General features: G+C 62.6%; 11 protein-coding genes, 5 tRNA genes and 1 riboswitch. Of the genes, 8 read left to right on the forward strand and 8 right to left on the reverse strand.

From position 1 onward, the window contains the following. Positions 1 to 76 precede the first annotated feature (76 nt). The 6 genes from I6L38_RS14630 to I6L38_RS14655 all read left to right on the forward strand — a co-directional run bounded on the left by I6L38_RS14630 (position 77) and on the right by I6L38_RS14655 (position 5,123). On the forward strand, positions 77 to 841 hold the full coding sequence (locus I6L38_RS14630; RefSeq protein ID WP_005297842.1) for a DUF3450 domain-containing protein: 765 nt from the start codon (positions 77 to 79) through the stop codon (positions 839 to 841). Beyond that, positions 838 to 2,211: a MotA/TolQ/ExbB proton channel family protein gene (locus tag I6L38_RS14635; protein ID WP_005297840.1), complete on the forward strand. Its 1,374-nt coding sequence runs from the start codon at positions 838 to 840 to the stop codon at positions 2,209 to 2,211. The genes I6L38_RS14630 and I6L38_RS14635 overlap by 4 nt, the downstream gene beginning before the upstream one ends. 10 nt (positions 2,212 to 2,221) lie before the next feature. Continuing rightward, on the forward strand, positions 2,222 to 2,749 hold the full coding sequence (locus I6L38_RS14640) for a MotA/TolQ/ExbB proton channel family protein (protein WP_005297834.1): 528 nt from the start codon (positions 2,222 to 2,224) through the stop codon (positions 2,747 to 2,749). 67 nt (positions 2,750 to 2,816) lie between these two features. Next, the gene (locus I6L38_RS14645) at positions 2,817 to 3,224 is read left to right on the forward strand and encodes a biopolymer transporter ExbD (RefSeq protein ID WP_005297833.1); all 408 of its coding nucleotides are present in this window, start codon (positions 2,817 to 2,819) and stop codon (positions 3,222 to 3,224) included. Between the two features lie 16 nt (positions 3,225 to 3,240). Continuing rightward, positions 3,241 to 3,876: an energy transducer TonB gene (locus tag I6L38_RS14650; RefSeq protein WP_005297832.1), complete on the forward strand. Its 636-nt coding sequence runs from the start codon at positions 3,241 to 3,243 to the stop codon at positions 3,874 to 3,876. An 11-nt stretch (positions 3,877 to 3,887) separates the two neighbouring features. After that, on the forward strand, positions 3,888 to 5,123 hold the full coding sequence (locus I6L38_RS14655; RefSeq protein WP_010633016.1) for a lipopolysaccharide assembly protein LapB: 1,236 nt from the start codon (positions 3,888 to 3,890) through the stop codon (positions 5,121 to 5,123). 402 nt (positions 5,124 to 5,525) lie between these two features. On the opposite strand, the gene I6L38_RS14660 is transcribed toward I6L38_RS14655, so the two are convergent. Next, the gene (locus I6L38_RS14660; protein WP_216989595.1) at positions 5,526 to 8,528 is read right to left on the reverse strand and encodes a glycosyl hydrolase family 18 protein; all 3,003 of its coding nucleotides are present in this window, start codon (positions 8,526 to 8,528) and stop codon (positions 5,526 to 5,528) included. A 148-nt stretch (positions 8,529 to 8,676) separates the two neighbouring features. Further along, positions 8,677 to 8,762: riboswitch (cyclic di-GMP riboswitch) on the reverse strand. Between the two features lie 296 nt (positions 8,763 to 9,058). Here I6L38_RS14660 and I6L38_RS14665 point away from each other — a divergent pair. Beyond that, the gene (locus I6L38_RS14665) at positions 9,059 to 11,203 is read left to right on the forward strand and encodes an ExeM/NucH family extracellular endonuclease (protein WP_216988675.1); all 2,145 of its coding nucleotides are present in this window, start codon (positions 9,059 to 9,061) and stop codon (positions 11,201 to 11,203) included. A gap of 136 nt (positions 11,204 to 11,339) precedes the next feature. Here the strand turns inward: I6L38_RS14665 and I6L38_RS14670 are convergent. The 7 genes from I6L38_RS14670 to gltX all read right to left on the reverse strand — a co-directional run bounded on the left by I6L38_RS14670 (position 11,340) and on the right by gltX (position 13,692). Then, positions 11,340 to 11,415 (reverse strand) — tRNA-Ala (locus I6L38_RS14670). A 34-nt stretch (positions 11,416 to 11,449) separates the two neighbouring features. Further along, positions 11,450 to 11,525, reverse strand: a tRNA-Ala gene (locus I6L38_RS14675). A gap of 48 nt (positions 11,526 to 11,573) precedes the next feature. Beyond that, positions 11,574 to 11,649 (reverse strand) — tRNA-Ala (locus tag I6L38_RS14680). A 63-nt stretch (positions 11,650 to 11,712) separates the two neighbouring features. Next, positions 11,713 to 11,788 (reverse strand) — tRNA-Ala (locus I6L38_RS14685). 28 nt (positions 11,789 to 11,816) lie between these two features. Continuing rightward, positions 11,817 to 11,892, reverse strand: a tRNA-Ala gene (locus I6L38_RS14690). Positions 11,893 to 12,129: 237 nt separating this feature from the next. Beyond that, on the reverse strand, positions 12,130 to 12,261 hold the full coding sequence (locus tag I6L38_RS22680) for a glutamyl-tRNA synthetase (protein ID WP_223302521.1): 132 nt from the start codon (positions 12,259 to 12,261) through the stop codon (positions 12,130 to 12,132). Between the two features lie 15 nt (positions 12,262 to 12,276). Continuing rightward, entirely contained in the window at positions 12,277 to 13,692 is a 1,416-nt protein-coding gene (gltX, locus tag I6L38_RS14700) for a glutamate--tRNA ligase (RefSeq protein ID WP_216988676.1), read from the reverse strand. A gap of 261 nt (positions 13,693 to 13,953) precedes the next feature. Between gltX and I6L38_RS14705 the strand changes: the two genes are divergently transcribed. Further along, complete coding sequence (locus tag I6L38_RS14705) at positions 13,954 to 16,056, forward strand: methyl-accepting chemotaxis protein (RefSeq protein ID WP_026141314.1); 2,103 nt, start codon at positions 13,954 to 13,956, stop codon at positions 16,054 to 16,056. Positions 16,057 to 16,090: the final 34 nt, after the last annotated feature.

Genomic DNA, 16,090 nt, shown 5'->3' on the forward strand with positions numbered 1-16,090 from the left:
CGGTCGGGCCGGCTTTGCCCAACGTCCAAGGAAGTTACGGAGATAGGGTAATCCTATGAAAACAAGGACAATTACAATGAAGAAAGCGCTCCTCGGCAGCCTGGTTTCTGCTGCCTTGCTGACCAGCTTCAATCTGAGTGCCGCCTCTGCCAGCCAGGCAGTGGACGCTCAAGCCGCCACCGACAATGCATCCAAAGTTTCCCAGCAGAAGATCGACAACTACGCCGACTCTGCCGAATCCGCCCTCGCCCAGTACAAGGCCGCTCTGCGCCAGGTCGACAGCCTGCGCACCTACAACGAGCAGGTGGGCAAGATGGTCGAATCCCAGAGCAGCGAGCTGGCCTCCATGCAGCGCCAGATCGCCCAGATCGATCAGACCAGCACCGAAGTGGTGCCCTTGATGCTCAAGATGATCGACTCCCTCGATCAGTTCGTCTCGCTGGATCTGCCGTTCCAGAAGGTTGAGCGGGAGGACCGCGTGGCGGCCCTGACCGACCTGATGAACCGGGCCGATGTCACCATCTCCGAGAAGTACCGCAAGATCCTGGAGGCCTATCAGATCGAGGAGGGCTTCAGCCGCACCATCGAGTCCTACAAGGCCAGCCTGGACAAGGATGGCAGCGAGAAGACTTACGAGTTCCTGCGCGTCGGCCGCATCGCCCTGCTCTACCAGTCCCCGGACGGCCAGGAAACCGGCATGTGGAACAAGCAGACCCGCCAGTGGGAAGAGTTGCCCCAGGAGTATCGCAGTGCAGTGGAACAGGGCCTTCGCATCGCCAAGAAGCAGGCGCCTCCCGCCCTCATCAAGCTGCCGGTTCAAACTGCGGAGAAAGCATCATGAAAGGAATCAAACTTGCCATCGCCTCGCTGATCGCGGGCGCTACCCTGGTCACCCTGCCGGTGACCGCCGCCGAGAAACCGGTGGATCTGAACGCCCTGCTCAATCAGGTCAAGGCTGCCAGCACCACTGAATCCCAGCTCAACAAGGAGCGGGAAGCCCGCTTCCTGGCCGACAAGAACGAGCAGACCGCCCTGCTGGCCAAGGCCAAGGCCGACCTGGCTGCCGAGACCGCCAGAGGCGAGCAGCTCAAGGCCACTTTTGATGCCAATGACAAGCAACTGACCGAGCTGACCGAGACCCTGCGCCAGCGTTCCGGCAACATGGGCGAGATGTTCGGCGTACTGCGCCAGTTCGCCGGCGAGTTCAAGGGGATCTTCAACGCCTCCGCCCGTCGGGTCGAGCATCCGGAGCAGACCGCCCTGCTGACCCGCCTGGCCGAGAGCAAGGAGCTCCCCTCCAGCGATGACCTGACCGCCTTCTGGACCACCACCCTCAGCCGCATGGTCGATGGTGGCAAGGTGAGCCAGATCCCGGCCACCGTGGTCTATGGCGAGGGCAACCAGGCCGAGAAAACCGTCACCCAGATCGGCGAGTTCAACACCGTCTCCGAAGGCAAGTACCTGACCTTCGTACCGGAGACCGGCAAGTTCGAACAACTCTCCCGTCAACCAGAGAGCAATGTGCTGGAACCGGTCGCCAAGTTTGAACAGGGCGGCGGCAGCGTCGAACCCATCTTCATCGACCCGTCCCGCGGTGTGATCCTCTCCCTGCTGGTGCAGTCGCCAACCCTCAAAGAGCGCATCGATCAGGGCGGCTCTGTGGGTTACGTGATCCTGGCACTGGGGGTCATCGGCACCCTGCTGGCGCTGTTCTGCGGTGCCCGCCTCTCCCTCATCGGCGGCTCCATGCGCAAGCAGCTGAAATCCGATCAGATCATCAAGGGCAACCCCATCGGCGAGATGCTGGGCGCCTACCAGGCGCACCGTGGCGACAACATCGAGGATCTGGAGTCCAAGCTCGACGAGATCATCCTGCGCAACGTGCCCAAGTTCGAGAAGGGCATCAGCATCATCAAGCTGATCGCCTCGGTGGCGCCGCTGCTGGGTCTGCTGGGTACCGTAGTCGGGATGATCGCCACCTTCCAGGCCATCACCCTGTTCGGTACCGGTGATCCCAAGCTGATGGCGGGCGGTATCTCCGAAGCCCTGGTCACCACCATGCAGGGTCTGGTGGTCGCGGTGCCCATGCTGTTCCTCTACACCATAGTGCAGACCCAGAGCCGCCGTCTGATCCAGGTGCTGGAAGAGCAGAGCGCCGGCTTCGTCGCCCGTTATCAGGAACGTCTGCACGCCTCCAAAGCCGCAGCGTAAGGAGTCACCCATGTGGTTCTGGTTGATTGAAGAAGTCGAGTCGGTCCGCCGGTTTCTGGGATTGGGGGGCGACGTGCTGGTCGCCCTGTTCTTCCTGACCCTGATGATGTGGGCCCTGCTGCTGGAGCGCTGGTTCTACTTCATGGCGGTCTACCCCCAACAGGTGAAGCAGACCAAGGCCGCCTGGCTGGCCCGCAGCGATCACCTCTCCTGGTCTGCCAGGCAGATCCGCCGCGAGCTGGTCTCCCGGGTGGCCATGGCGGTGGACAAGGGGATGCCGGTCATCAAGGTGCTGATCGCCCTCTGCCCGCTGATGGGGCTGCTGGGCACCGTGGTCGGCATGGTGCAGGTGTTCGACACCCTGGCCATCACCGGCACCGGCTCACCGCGGGCAATGGCCTCGGGGATCTCCAAGGCGACGGTACCGACCATGGCGGGCATGATTGCCGCCCTTTCCGGTCTGTTTTTTGTCAGCCGGCTCGATCACAAGGCCAAGCTGGCCGTGCAGAAGCTGGAAGACAACCTGAAACACGGCTGATGCAGGATGCACTCCCCCGCCGGGCCCGGTTCTGGCGGGGGCACAGAACAAGCAAGGAGTTTTTGCCATGAGAAAACGTCACAGCGACAGCAGTGCTGATGAGGCGGCCATCGATTTGACCCCCATGCTGGACATAGTGTTCATCATGCTGATCTTCTTCATCGTCACCACCTCGTTCGTCAAGGAGTCCGGCGTGGAGATCAACCGCCCGAGCGCCAGCACGGCCGAAACGGTGAAGAAGGGGAACATCATGGTCGCGGTTCGCGAGAACGGCCAGGTCTGGGTCGACAAGCGCATCGTCGAAGTGGGTGCCGTGCGCGCCAACATCGAGCGGCTGCGGGCAGAAAACCCGGAGAGCGCCGTGGTGATCCAGGCCGACAGCGAATCCCGTTCCGGTCTGGTGGTCCAGGTCATGGATCAGATCCGCATGGCCGGTGTCCAGAACATCTCCATCGCCGCCGACAAGAGCAGCTGATGCCGGAGCGAATGCCATGAGATACCTGATATCGTTAGCGGTCTCCTGCGTGGTGGTGTTCTTCCTGTTCCTGGGAATGAACAAGCTCATCACGCCGGATCACCGGGAGCTGACGGAGAAGGAGGACGTCACCATGACCGACTTCATTCGCCTCAAGCCTCAGGAGACCCTGCAAGAGAGACAACGTGAGCTGCCCAAACCGCCGCCCCCGAAACGCCCGCCCCCCCCTCCCGAGATGGAAGTGGCGAGCACGGATCGGCCGCAGATGGAGAGCTCGCCGATGGACATGCCCAAACTCGACATCCCGGTCAACATCGGCGGCGGCAACGCCCTCGGTGCCTACAGCACCGGTGGCGGTGGCGGCGGCATGGGTGGCAACAACGGCGCCATTCCACTGGCGACCTTCGAGCCCATGATGCCCCGCAAGGCGGCGCTGGCCGGCCTCGCCTCCGGCAAGGTGCTGGTGGAGTTCACCGTCACCGAACGCGGCACCGTCAGCAACGTGCGGATCGTCAAGGAAGAGCCACGCAGCTACGACCTCGGCAAGGCAGCGCGCCAGACCATCGCCAAATGGACGTTCAAACCGGCCATGGTGGATGGCAAGCCGCAGGCCAGTCGCATGCAGCAAGAGATCGAGTTTGCGACCAACTAAGGAAGGTGGCGATGAAAAAGTTACACACCCTGATCCTCGCCCCGGTCGCCATGGCGGTGCTGCTCAGCACCGCCGGTTGGGCCGCCGAGCAGCCCGCCCTCTCTGACCGCGCCTACCGCGCGGTCAACAAGGCGCAGGCACTGATCACCGAGAAGAAATACGGCGAGGCCAATGCCAAGCTGCAGGAGGCGCTGTCCGGCGCCGGCGAGCGGGTCTACGACAAGGGGGTCATTCTGCAGACCCTGGGCTTCGTGGCGGCGCAACAGGAGAAGTACGGTCAGGCGACCAAGTACTTCGCCGATGCCATCGCCACTGGCGGGCTGCCCCAGCCGGTGGCCCAACAGGTGCGCTACAACCTGGCCCAGCTCTACATGGCGGAGGGGAACTTCAAGGCCTCCATCAGCACCATGAACCAGTGGTTCGCGAACCTCGGCAAGGACGAGAAACCGACCCCGCACGCCTACATCACGCTGGCCAACGCCCATGTGCAGCTCAAGCAGTATCGAGAAGCCATTCCGGCGGTGGACAACGCGATCAAGCTCTCCGCGGGCAAGGCGCCGGAGTCCTGGTACCTGCTGAAGATGGCGGCCCACTACGAGCTGAAACAGTACAAGCCGGCTACCGAGGTGCTGACCGCACTGGTCGACCGCTACCCGGAGAAGAAGAAGTACTGGACCCAGCTGTCGGCCATGCACATGCAGGCGGGCAACGATGCCAAGGCCCTGGCGGCGCTGGAAGGCGCCTACAACCTCGGCATGCTGACCGAAGCCAGCGAGCTGCAGCGCCTCGCCAACTACCTGGCCTTCGCCGGCATTCCCCACCGCGCCGCCCGCGTGATGGAGAAGGCGATGAAGGAAGGGACCATCGAGAGCAACGCGGCCAACTACAAGACGCTCGCCAACTACTGGCACCAGGCCAAGGAGCTGGACCCGGCCATCGACACCCTGGCCAAGTCCTACAAGCTGGCCCCCAGTGCCGATCTGCAGTTGAAGATGGCGCGCATGATGATCCAGAGCAAGCGCTACCAGGATCTGGTGGCCTTCGCCGCCAAGCCTGCCGCCAACGCCAGCGGCGAGCAGCGGGCGGATCTGAAGTTCCTGACCGGGGTTGCCTATTTTGAGCAGCAAAAACCGAAGGAGGCACTCTCCGCCTTCACCCAGGCTGCCCAGAACGGCAACGTCAGCGGCCGCGCCTCCCCCTGGATCAGCTTCTTGAAAGAGCAGCAGGGCGGCGCCGTCACCCAGTAACCAAGCCGCGTGCCGGCCGGTGCCATCCCTCGGCAAGGCACGCAACAACACTCGGCAGGCCGGGCTCCCGCCCTGCCGATCAACAACAAGGGGATTACCCCGCAGATTGCCTTGGTGGCAATTGGCCGCTCCCCGGAGCGGTCTTTTTTATGCCCCGCCTTTATTACCCCGCCATCAAAAAATCCGGAGCCTGGGCTCCGGATTGGGTCATTGCCTTGTGAGAGAACAGGCCATGCAGAGTGCCGGCCTGTCTCTCAAACGGTCATCAGTAACTGCACACCAGCTTCCAGCTGCCGTCGTCCGCTCTGAGCCCGCTGCTGGTACAGCAGCCTGGATAACTCCGTAGTTTCCAGCTGCTATCGCCCGCTCTGAGCTCGCTGCTGGTGCGGCAGCTTGGACAACTCAGTAGCTGCATACCAGTTTCCAGCTGCCGTCGCCCGCCTTGGGCTCGCTGCTGGTCCACCAGTTGGCCTGCCAGACCGCCTTGTTGTTGGTCATACGATCACCGCCGTTGGCGTGATCCCCCTGCGGCCAGGTCGGATAGGCCTTGTAGGCGGCCGGGTTGACGTTCTGGCTGCTGCAGGTGGTACCGCCCTGGTTCTCACCGCCACCACTGCTGCCCAGCACGGCCTCCGGCAGGGTCGGGAACTCGGCCTTGAGACCCGCAGTCTGGGTGCCGCTGATGATGCGGATACCGCTCGGCACACCGGCGGCTGGCAGATAGTAGGTCATCGCCACTTCCACATCGCTGCCCGGCGCCCACGCCTTCCAGGTCGGCAACGTGAAGGCCGCCTTGTGGAAGTCCTTCTCGCCCGCGATGCCGTCGGAGTTCTGGTTGCCGCCGCTCTCCACCACTTTCAGCCCCATCCCGCTCTGGTCGGTGATGGTGTCGGAGGTGGAGGTGGGCACCAGGAACTCGATGCGGGTACCGCCCGGAATGGTCTGGGTCGAGTTGTTGGTGAGTTTCAGGGTCGGGTTGATCGGGTAGTTGGAATCCCCCTCCTTGAAGCCGGAGAGGCTCACCGCGATGTCGAGCTGAGCGGTTGGCGCCGCCAGATCGTTCTGCCTGGTGTCGTACTTGGTCGCCTTGGCAAACTTGTCGTAGGCAAGCGTGGTCAGGGTATCCCCCATGCCGTACTCGTTCTTGGCCGGATCGAAGGCGTAGTCACCCGCCATCTCCCAGAACATGACCCCGCCCAAGCCCCGCTTGATGATGTAGTCGAGCTTGTGGCCCATGGACTCTTCATCTTCGGTGGAGAGGAACACCTTCTTCTCTTCGTTCCACAGCCAAGGCGCCTGCGCCTTGTCATCGTAGTAACGCACGTACTTGCCCTGCATCACGTGAGCCGGGTTGTTGGGATCCAGACCCCAGGCCTGACCGTAGCTCGGCATGGTGGTGATACCCAGGCTCGCGGCGTTCTCCAGGTTCTTGGCGTGCCACATGGGCACGGCACCACCGCCGATCTCCTTGCCGTTTTTGTCGAGATCGTGCCAGATGTTGTCGATGCCGACCGCCCCGTTGCCGCACGGAATGGTGCTGCCACCGGTGCCCGGCTGACAATCGCTCTGGCTCGGCAGGGCTGCCTTGCCACCCAGACCGTGGGTGCCACCGCTGACCCCTTGCCAGCCGCGGGTGTAGTAAGGCACGCCCACGTTGATCTTGCCGGCCGCCAGGGCGCCACGGAAGTAGTGGGCAGACCAGGCCGCGTTGAGGTAGCCAATGCCGCCAAACTGGCTCTGGGTATAGACGCCCCAGTGAGCGAGTTCGGCATCCGCCTTGTTGTCGAACAGGGCGGCGTTGTGACCGACGAAGTTGTTCCAGGCGCCGTGGAAGTCGTAGGTCATCAGGTTGACGTAGTCGAGGTACTGGGTGACCTGGAAATTCTCCATGCCGCGCAGCAGGTAGGCCGAGGCCGGCGAGGCGATGGTCAGCATGTACTTGCGACCATCCTCGCTGCCGGCGCTGTCGAGCTTGCTGCGCAGGGTCTGCATCAGCACCTTGTAGTTGGCAAACAGCTTGCCGCGGCACTGGTTGGAGAGCGGGAAGTCGTTGGGGTTGCCCGCATCCTTCATGGAGGTGGGATACTCGTAGTCGACGTCGACCCCGTCAAAGCCGTACTGGCGGATGAAGCTCACCGCCGAGTTGGCAAAGGCGTTGATGCCGTCGGTGTTGACCGAGCAGTCACCCTTGGTGGTGGCGGTATAGAAGCCGCGGGTATCGGCCCAGCCCCCCACCGAGATCAGGGTCTTCACGTCCGGATACTGCTTCTTGTACTTCGACAGCAGGTTGAAGTGGCCCTGGTAGGCGAACTCCGGATCCATCTCGGCACCCGGCACGCCGTCCCAGGTCATCTTGGTCGCCGAATCGTCCACCTTGATGGTGTGGCTCTGCTCGTCCACCGCCGCGAAGGCGTAGTTGATGTGGGTGATCTTGTCCCAGGGGATGTCGCTCACCAGATAGGAGGGCAAGCCGTTCTTGCCGGTACGCCAGGAGGTGAAGTAGCCGATGACCCGGCGGGCGTGATCATCCCCCATGCACTCGTAACCATCCGGGCGGTAGATCTGGCGAATGTCGCAGGAGAGGTTGCCACCGGTGGGCGGCAGGGCGGCCTCTTCCACCTGCACGTCGACCTGGCTCGACTCGCCGCTCAGGTTCTCCTTGTCGGTCGCCACCAGCTTGAGGCCGGCCAGCCCCTTGCTCTGGGGCGTCCAGTTCACCTGCCAGGGGGCACTGGTGTCCTCCCCGACCTTCTTGCCATCGACGAACAGCTCGACCTTGGCGACGTCGTCGTTGGCATCGGTGACGTTGCCGCTCACCGCCACGCTGCGACCCAGGGTCACCTTGGCGCCGGCGGCGGGGCTCGCGATGCTCACCTTGGGCGCCTCCGGCGCCACCACGGCGGCGACCTTGAAGCTGGAATCCGCTTCGCTCAGCACCTTGCCGTCTTTATCCAGCGCTCGCGCCTTGAGGGCGTGGGCGCCGACACCGGCGGCACGCCAGCTGCCGTTCCAGGGCGAGGCACTCGCCGTGGCGACCAGGGTGCCGTCGATGAGGTACTCGACCTTGACCAGCGCCGTCACCGGGCCGCTCAGGGTCACCGCCAGCGCGACGCTGGCCCCTTCGTTGACACTGGCGCCGGCAGCCGGCGAGCTGACAGCTACGCCGAGCGCCGGGGGCGGCACCTCGCCGCCATAGAGTTTCCAGGCATCGGCCCAGACGACCCCGACACCTGGCTCATAGTGATAGGGCGAGGCCCCGCACCAGCCGGAGTAGGGAAATTCTTTGCACTCATAGAGATTGCCGACGTTGCTGACGATGTCGCCGGCCTTGTAGGCGGTACCGGCCTGATAGGCGGGATAAGCGGCCTGTGCCCAGGCGGGCATGGCAGCCAAAGCCACCAGCATGGCAAGCCTGCTGGGCCTTAGGGTCTGTTGCATATTGTTATCTTCCTTGTTTTGTCTTGGCATTGGTCTCCAAGGCAAAGCACAAGCGCAACCTGCGTGATGGGCGCAGACAACTGGCAATGGACCTGCCACAAACGTCACCCTCACCCTGGGAAGCCCCGCTATCTGGATCGCACGATCTGAAGACCGGAGGCATTGCGTCCCGGCGTCTCGGCCGGTTTGCCCTTTACCTGGGTTCCGTGAGGAACAAGCCGAGTATAGGAATCAACCAGCCGAGTCTCAATCTTCATTCTCGAGGAAAAATATGTGGATGCCAGCGGGATCACATTTTCGCCAATCGGATGAAATAACAAATTTGTCATTAGTTTCATGCTGTTAGCTAAGTCAAAAAAACCGGCATTGCCCTCATTTGTATCCCCGTAATGTGCGTTGGCTCACTGGTACGACATGCCAGAAATGTGACAATGCGCGCCCTTGGCCGATGCGCCAAGGCTATGGAAACACTGGCAAAAAATAAAAAAGGAACAGATATGAAAGGAACACGTACCCTGCTGTCGCTGGCCGTGGGGATTGCGCTCGCCTCCCCGTCCGTCTATGCCGCCGGCTTCAGCTGCCCGGCCGACAGCGACCTCACCCCGATCCCGGTCATTCAGGGCAGCGGTGACAAGAGCCCGCTCATTCCCGCCGACAAGTTCGAAAGCCCCCAGAGCGTCATGGTCAAGGCGGTGGTCTCGGGTCTGGGCGAGAGCCTCAACAAGGGGTTCTACCTGCTGGATGTGCAGGGCGATGGCAACCCCCAGACCTCGGACGGCATCTTCGTCTACCTCAACGACAAAAACTTCGCCAGCAAGTACCCGGACATCAAGCCGGGCGCCGAAGTCTGCCTGGAGGCCAAGGTCGAGGAGTATTATGGCCATACCCAGCTCAAGCCTCTGACTGACAGCGGCACCCCGCGCCTGCAGGTGATCGCCCAGGGCGCAGCCCCGGCCGCCATCCCGCTGCGGGTGCTGGAAAACGAGACCCTGGCACGGGCGCTGGAGCGTCACGAAGGGATGCGGGTACGCCTCGATGCCGACAGCGCGCTCAAAATCAGCCGCAACTTCAGCTATGACTACGCCGCCCGACGCAACAACCTGGTGCTCTCCCACCAGGCGCCGCTGATGAAGCCGACCCAGCTGCACGACGCCGACAGCAAGGCCGCCAAGGCGCTGGCCAAGGCCAACGCCGGCAACCGGGTGTTTCTCGAATCGGACTTCAAGGCCGCCGACGGCAAACTGCCCTGGCTGCCGGCCTGGGAGCCGGAGCAGGGTTACCTGCGCATCGGCGATGCCCCGGTCAATCTGGACGCCATGGTGGGCTACAGCTACAACGAGTACCGGCTGATCGTGCCGCAGGATCAGGTGATCACCGCCGGCGATCTGCTGCGCACCAGCGACAACGACCGCCAGAGCGCTCCGGCCCGTGCCGACGGCACCGATCTGCGCGTCGGCAGCTTCAACGTGCTCAACTACTTCACCAGCCACTCCAGCGTGGGCGGTGCCCTCAATGTGCTGTGCAAGGATCAGGCGGATGCGGACAGCGCCAAGGGCTGCAACCGCGGCGCCAAGAACCTGGAAGATTTCCAGAAGCAGCGCGCCAAGATCGTCAACGCCATCACCGAGATGGATGCCGACCTGCTCGGCCTGATGGAGATGGAGAACAACGGCTTTGACAGCCACTCCGCCATCAGCGACCTGGTGCAGGCCCTCAACGCCCAGCAGAAAGAGGCGGGCAAGCAGTACGCCTTCGTCACCCTGCCCAAGGCGCTGCTGCAGGGCGAGCACTACTTCGGCGGCGACGCCATCATGGTGGCCATGCTCTACCGGCCGGCCAAGCTGGCACCGCAAGGGGACGCCAACGTCATCACCCTGCCGGTACAGAAATACCTGGATGCCAAAGGGGTCGAGAAGCAGGCTTCCCAGCGTGACTCCCTGGTGCAGACCTTCACCGTCGAGGGCAGCAAGGATCCGCTGACCCTGGTGGTCAACCACCTCAAATCCAAGGGCTCAGGCTGCCTGGAGAACCTGGACGGCAAGGAGCCGGCCGATCTGCAGGGCAAGTGCACCGAGTTCCGGGTCAGTGCCGCCAAGGTGCTGGGCGACGCGGTGAGCAAGCTGCCCGGCCAGGTGCTGCTGGTGGGCGACTTCAACTCCTACGCCAGGGAAGATGCGATCCGGGTGCTGACCGACTATGTGCCGACCGATGGCCAGCGCAAGATTGTCTCCGCCTCCCAGACCTTCCTCGGCGACCAGGTCTTTGAGCAGACCGGCAGCGAAGTGGCCAAGAGCTACGGCCTGGTGGATATGAACGTCAAGTTCAACAAAGAGAAGGCCATCTCCTACAGCTACGAAGCCGAGCTCGGCACCCTGGACTATGCCCTCGCCAACCCTGCGCTGGCAGGCAAGGTGATCGCCGTGGCCGACTGGCACATCAACTCGTTCGAGAGCAACCTGTTCGAGTACAGCCGGGACTTCACCGGCGACATGATCAAGTCGGACAATCCGTTCAGTGCCTCCGACCACGACCCCATCATCGTCGACCTCAAGTTGAAAGAGGAGAACAACGGCGGTGGTGGTGCCATGGGCGCCCTGCTGCTGGCCCTGCTGCCGCTGGCCTGGCGACGTCGCCACGGCTGATGACCCATCACCATCAAGCCACAAGCCCGCAGCGATGCGGGCTTTTTTATGGGCCGGCCGGCACGACCGGTGTGCCGAGCGCAAAACAAAAAGGCCACCGCAGTGCGGTGGCCTTTTCTACTTTCATTACGAAAGATGGTGGAGCTACGCGGGATCGAACCGCGGACCTCTTGCATGCCATGCAAGCGCTCTCCCAGCTGAGCTATAACCCCGATGTGTGTGAGTGACGTTGAGTCACTCTGAATTTGGTGGAGCTACGCGGGATCGAACCGCGGACCTCTTGCATGCCATGCAAGCGCTCTCCCAGCTGAGCTATAACCCCAAATCCGGTACTGAATGAATGGTTCTGGCGGCCAATCATCCTAAATAATGGTGGAGCTACGCGGGATCGAACCGCGGACCTCTTGCATGCCATGCAAGCGCTCTCCCAGCTGAGCTATAACCCCACAAAGGTCGGCCTGGGTGATACACACCGCACTGCCCTGGGCACTTCATTTCAATCAGGAACCTGGTGGAGCTACGCGGGATCGAACCGCGGACCTCTTGCATGCCATGCAAGCGCTCTCCCAGCTGAGCTATAACCCCTTGGATTCCAGATTGTTCGAGGATAATTTGGTGGAGCTACGCGGGATCGAACCGCGGACCTCTTGCATGCCATGCAAGCGCTCTCCCAGCTGAGCTATAACCCCAACTCACCTCGGCGCTACCAAAGTTATCTCCGGCAACGGAGGCGCATGATAGGCACCGGCCGCTTTGCTGTCAACCCAAAAATAACGGCGATTCGCGCGTTTAGTCAAAATTCAAGCAGTTAGCCGATTTAACCGGCAATGGCACAGCTATCTCGCTGTTTTATGTCACAAAACAGGCCCTTGACCAAAAACAAAGGGCCCCCGCACGGGAGCCCTTTTTCAAGCGATGGTTGGCGCTTATTCGGCAGCCATGCGCGCTTCGATATACGCCAAAGCGCGGTCGATGCGGGCGAGTACGCGCTCCTTGCCCACCAGCGCCATCACGGCATCGATGGCGGGGGAGAGATTACCCCAGACCGGTGACGGCAATGTGCGACGGCAAGCTTACTCGGCAGCCATGCGTGCTTCGATGTACGCCAGGGCGCGATCGATACGGGCAAGAACCCGCTCCTTGCCCACCAGCGCCATCACGGCGTCGATGGCCGGGGACTGACCCAGACCGGTCACCGCCACGCGCAGCGGCATGCCGACCTTGCCCATGCCCTGACCCAGCTCGGCAGCAGTGGCTTCAATCAGCTCGTGCAGCGCTTCGGTGGTCCAGCTATCCAATGCCGCCAGCTTGGCCTTGGCCAGGGTCAGCGGCTCGGCGGCAACGCCGCGCAGGTGCTTCTTGGCTGCCGCTTCGTCGATCGCCTCGTACTCTTCAAACAGGTAGCGGCTCTGGGCGGCCATCTCGACCAGGGTGTTGCAGCGCTCGGCCAGCAGGGTCACCACGTCGGCCAGTGCCGGGCCCTTGCTGGTGTCGATCTGCTGGTGTTCCATGTGCCAGGCCAGGTGCTTGGCCACATAGGCCGGATCCAGGCTGCGCATGTAGTGGTTGTTCAGCCACAGCAGCTTGTCGGTGTTGAAGGCGGAGGCAGACTTGGAGATGGCGTCCAGGCTGAACAGCTTGATCATCTCCTCCAGGCTGAAGATCTCCTGATCGCCGTGGGACCAGCCCAGACGCACCAGATAGTTCAGCAGCGCTTCCGGCAGGTAGCCGTCGTCGCGGTACTGCATCACGGAGACAGCACCGTGGCGCTTGGAGAGCTTGGCGCCGTCGTCACCCAGGATCATGGAGACGTGGGCAAACTCTGGCACCGGTGCGTTCAGCGCCTTGTAGATGTTGATCTGGCGCGGGGTGTTGTTGATGTGGTCTTCGCCACGCACCACGTGGGTGATCTCCATATCCCAGTCATCGACCACCACGCAGAAGTTGTAGGTCGGCGCGCCGTCGGTACGGCGGATGATCAGATCGTCGAGCTCGGTGTTGGCGAACTCGATGCGGCCACGGACGTGGTCATCGAACACCACGGAGCCTTCGGTCGGGTTGCGGAAGCGGATCACGTGGGGCGCATCGGCCGGATGGTCGTGGGCGTGGTCGCGGCACTTGCCGTCATAGCGGGGCTTCTCGCCATTGGCCATCTGGCCTTCGCGCAGCGCTTCCAGCCGCTCCTTGGAGCAGTAGCACTTGTAGGCGCGGCCGTCAGCCAGCATCTCGTCGATCAGGCCGTTGTAGCGATCGAAGCGCTTGGTCTGGTAGTAGGGGCCCTCATCCCAGTTCAGCTCCAGCCATTCCATGCCCTCAATGATGGCGTCGATGGCCTCCTGAGTGGAACGTTCCAGGTCGGTATCCTCGATACGCAGCACGAACTCACCGCCCTGGTTCTTTGCAAACAACCAGGAATAGAGTGCGGTACGGGCACCGCCGACATGCAAAAAGCCGGTCGGGCTGGGAGCAAAACGGGTTTTGACTTTCATCTTTAAGCCTTGTGTAGAGGGCCTTGGGCCAATTCGTTAAAAAAACCGTCGCATTTTAGCACCGACAATGACGGATGGGAAAACCATGGCGCTGCCACGAGCCAAAGTAGGGGGAACAAAGCACCGGTCCGCCCCCTTGCCACCTGATGTTTGAAGGGGATCGCAAAACAAAATCCCCGTTTCCTATTTGCTATGCAAAGTGTTGGAGAGCTGCCTCCTCCGGCCGATATTCAAATAACGCTCACCAACAAGGAAGAGACGATGCAATTCCGTTCTATCCAGAATCGCATTCTGGTGATGGCCGGGATCGCCATGACCGCCGCCCTGGTCATCCTGATCCTGCTCAACCAGTACTCGGGTCAACAGACCCAGAAGCTGACCATCAGCTCCAGCCGCGCCGCCCTGCAGCAGGAGGCCTGGCAGAAGGTCAGCGCCAACGCCCGTGCCGAGGCCGCCACCATCACCCAGTTGCTGCAAAAGGGGCTCTCCTATACCCAGCAGATGGCCAGCGCCCTCGCCCTGCAGCAGGAGGGCAAGCTGCCGCTGGATCGCCAGCAGGCCACCGATCTGCTCAAGGCCCAGCTCGCCCTCGAACCCCAGCTATACGGTGCCTTCGCCGGCTTCGAGCCCAACGGCTTCGACGGCCAGGACGCCAGCTTTGCCGGCCAGACGGCGCTGGGCAGTGACAGCAAGGGGCGCTTCGTCCCCTACTTCTATCGTGACAAGGACCAGATCGGCACCGATTTGCTGCTCTCCATCGAGAAGAGCGATCCGGATGAGTTCGGCAATCCCGCCAACGACTACTACGCCTGCCCGAAACGGGAGGGGCGCTCCTGCCTGATCGACCCCTTCAAGGTGGACATCAACGGCCAGCAGGTGCTGGTGAGTACCATCACCACCCCCATCATGGTGGGCGGCCAGTTCAAGGGAATCGCCGCCCTCGATCTGGCGGTGGACTCCATCAGCCGTCAGGCCCAGTCCCTCAACAGCAACATCTATGACGGCAAGGGCGAGACCCTGATCGTCAGCGCTGCCGGCGTCATCACCGGCACCAGCGGGGATGCCAGCCTGCTCGGCAGTCGCGCCGACAAGCTGCTCGGCAACGGCTGGCAGCAATACCTCAAACCCGAGGTACAGCGCGAGGAGCTCGACGATGCGTTTCGCATCTCGGTACCCATCGCGGTGCCGGGCATGAGCCGCAACTGGGCCATCATCGTCACCCTGCCCTACAAGGTGGTGCTGGCCGGAGCCGATCAGCTGGAAGCCCAGCTGGGCGACATGAACCGGGCCGCCATGACCCAGCAACTGGTGGGTGCCGTCGTGGTGCTGGTGCTGGCGCTGGCCACCATGCTGGTCATTGCCCGCAGCATCACAGGCCCCATCCGCCAGATGGTGAGCCTGGTGGATGACATCGCCGATGGCGAGGGGGATCTTACCAAGCGGCTCAATACCCAGTCCCAGGATGAATTGGGGGATTTGGCCAAGGGCATCAACCGCTTCATCGACAAGCTGCAGGTGCTGCTGGGGGATGTGCTCAAGACCGCCAGCGAGGTCAACCGTCACGCCGGCGACACCGACCGCATCGCCGGCCAGACCGACAACAACCTGCAGCACCACCAGGCGGAGATGGAACAGATGCTGACCGCGGTGCAGGAGATGTCCTACGTCAGCCAGGAGGTGGCGACCCACGCCAACAACACCGCCGACTCCGCCAAACAGGCCCAGGGCGCGGCGGATCAGGGCAAGGTGCGCTTCCAGCAGGTGATCCAGTCGATGCACAAGGTGGCCGCCGAAGCCGGCAAAGGCGCCGAGGTGGTGGAAGGGCTGGCTCACGACAGCGAGCAGATCACCAGCATCCTCACCGTCATTCAGGGCATTGCCGATCAGACCAACCTGCTGGCGCTCAACGCCGCCATCGAGGCGGCCCGGGCCGGCGAGCAGGGCCGTGGCTTTGCGGTGGTAGCCGACGAGGTGCGCAAACTGGCGGGCAACACCCAGCAGGCGGTACAGAATACCCAGGAGCTGATCGAGAAGATCCGCCACAGCTCGGCCAACGCGGTCAACGCCATCAACCAGAGCCAGCAGCTGACCCACCAGGCGGTGGGGGAAGCAGATCTGGCGGAAGAGGCGCTCGGCAGCATCTATCAGGCCATCTCCACCATCAACGACATGACCTACCAGATCGCCTCCGCCGCCGAAGAGCAGAGCTCGGTCTCCGAGACCGTCTCCGGCAATCTGTCAAAAACCAACGCACTGGCCAACGACATCGCCCAGGATGCCACCGAGACAGCCAAAGCCAGCCAGGCATTGCGTCAGGCGGCCGAGCGTTTACAGCAATTGTTGGGACAATTTCGTCTCAGCTGATAATTTTCACGGTCAGGACTCTCCCCCTCGGGGG

This window comes from Aeromonas sp. FDAARGOS 1408, assembly GCF_019048665.1.
In the GTDB taxonomy this organism is placed as follows: domain Bacteria; phylum Pseudomonadota; class Gammaproteobacteria; order Enterobacterales; family Aeromonadaceae; genus Aeromonas; species Aeromonas dhakensis.

What these genes read in the sequence shown, in the direction of transcription:
- I6L38_RS14660 (WP_216989595.1), bottom strand. Translation starts at nt 8,528, where the DNA reads ATGCTGGTGGCTTTGGCTGCCATGCCCGCCTGGGCACAGGCCGCTTAT.
- I6L38_RS14635 (WP_005297840.1), top strand. Translation starts at nt 838, where the DNA reads ATGAAAGGAATCAAACTTGCCATCGCCTCGCTGATCGCGGGCGCTACC.
- I6L38_RS14645 (WP_005297833.1), top strand. Translation starts at nt 2,817, where the DNA reads ATGAGAAAACGTCACAGCGACAGCAGTGCTGATGAGGCGGCCATCGAT.
- I6L38_RS14650 (WP_005297832.1), top strand. Translation starts at nt 3,241, where the DNA reads ATGAGATACCTGATATCGTTAGCGGTCTCCTGCGTGGTGGTGTTCTTC.
- I6L38_RS14705 (WP_026141314.1), top strand. Translation starts at nt 13,954, where the DNA reads ATGCAATTCCGTTCTATCCAGAATCGCATTCTGGTGATGGCCGGGATC.
- I6L38_RS14640 (WP_005297834.1), top strand. Translation starts at nt 2,222, where the DNA reads ATGTGGTTCTGGTTGATTGAAGAAGTCGAGTCGGTCCGCCGGTTTCTG.
- gltX (WP_216988676.1), bottom strand. Translation starts at nt 13,692, where the DNA reads ATGAAAGTCAAAACCCGTTTTGCTCCCAGCCCGACCGGCTTTTTGCAT.
- I6L38_RS14630 (WP_005297842.1), top strand. Translation starts at nt 77, where the DNA reads ATGAAGAAAGCGCTCCTCGGCAGCCTGGTTTCTGCTGCCTTGCTGACC.
- I6L38_RS14655 (WP_010633016.1), top strand. Translation starts at nt 3,888, where the DNA reads ATGAAAAAGTTACACACCCTGATCCTCGCCCCGGTCGCCATGGCGGTG.
- I6L38_RS14665 (WP_216988675.1), top strand. Translation starts at nt 9,059, where the DNA reads ATGAAAGGAACACGTACCCTGCTGTCGCTGGCCGTGGGGATTGCGCTC.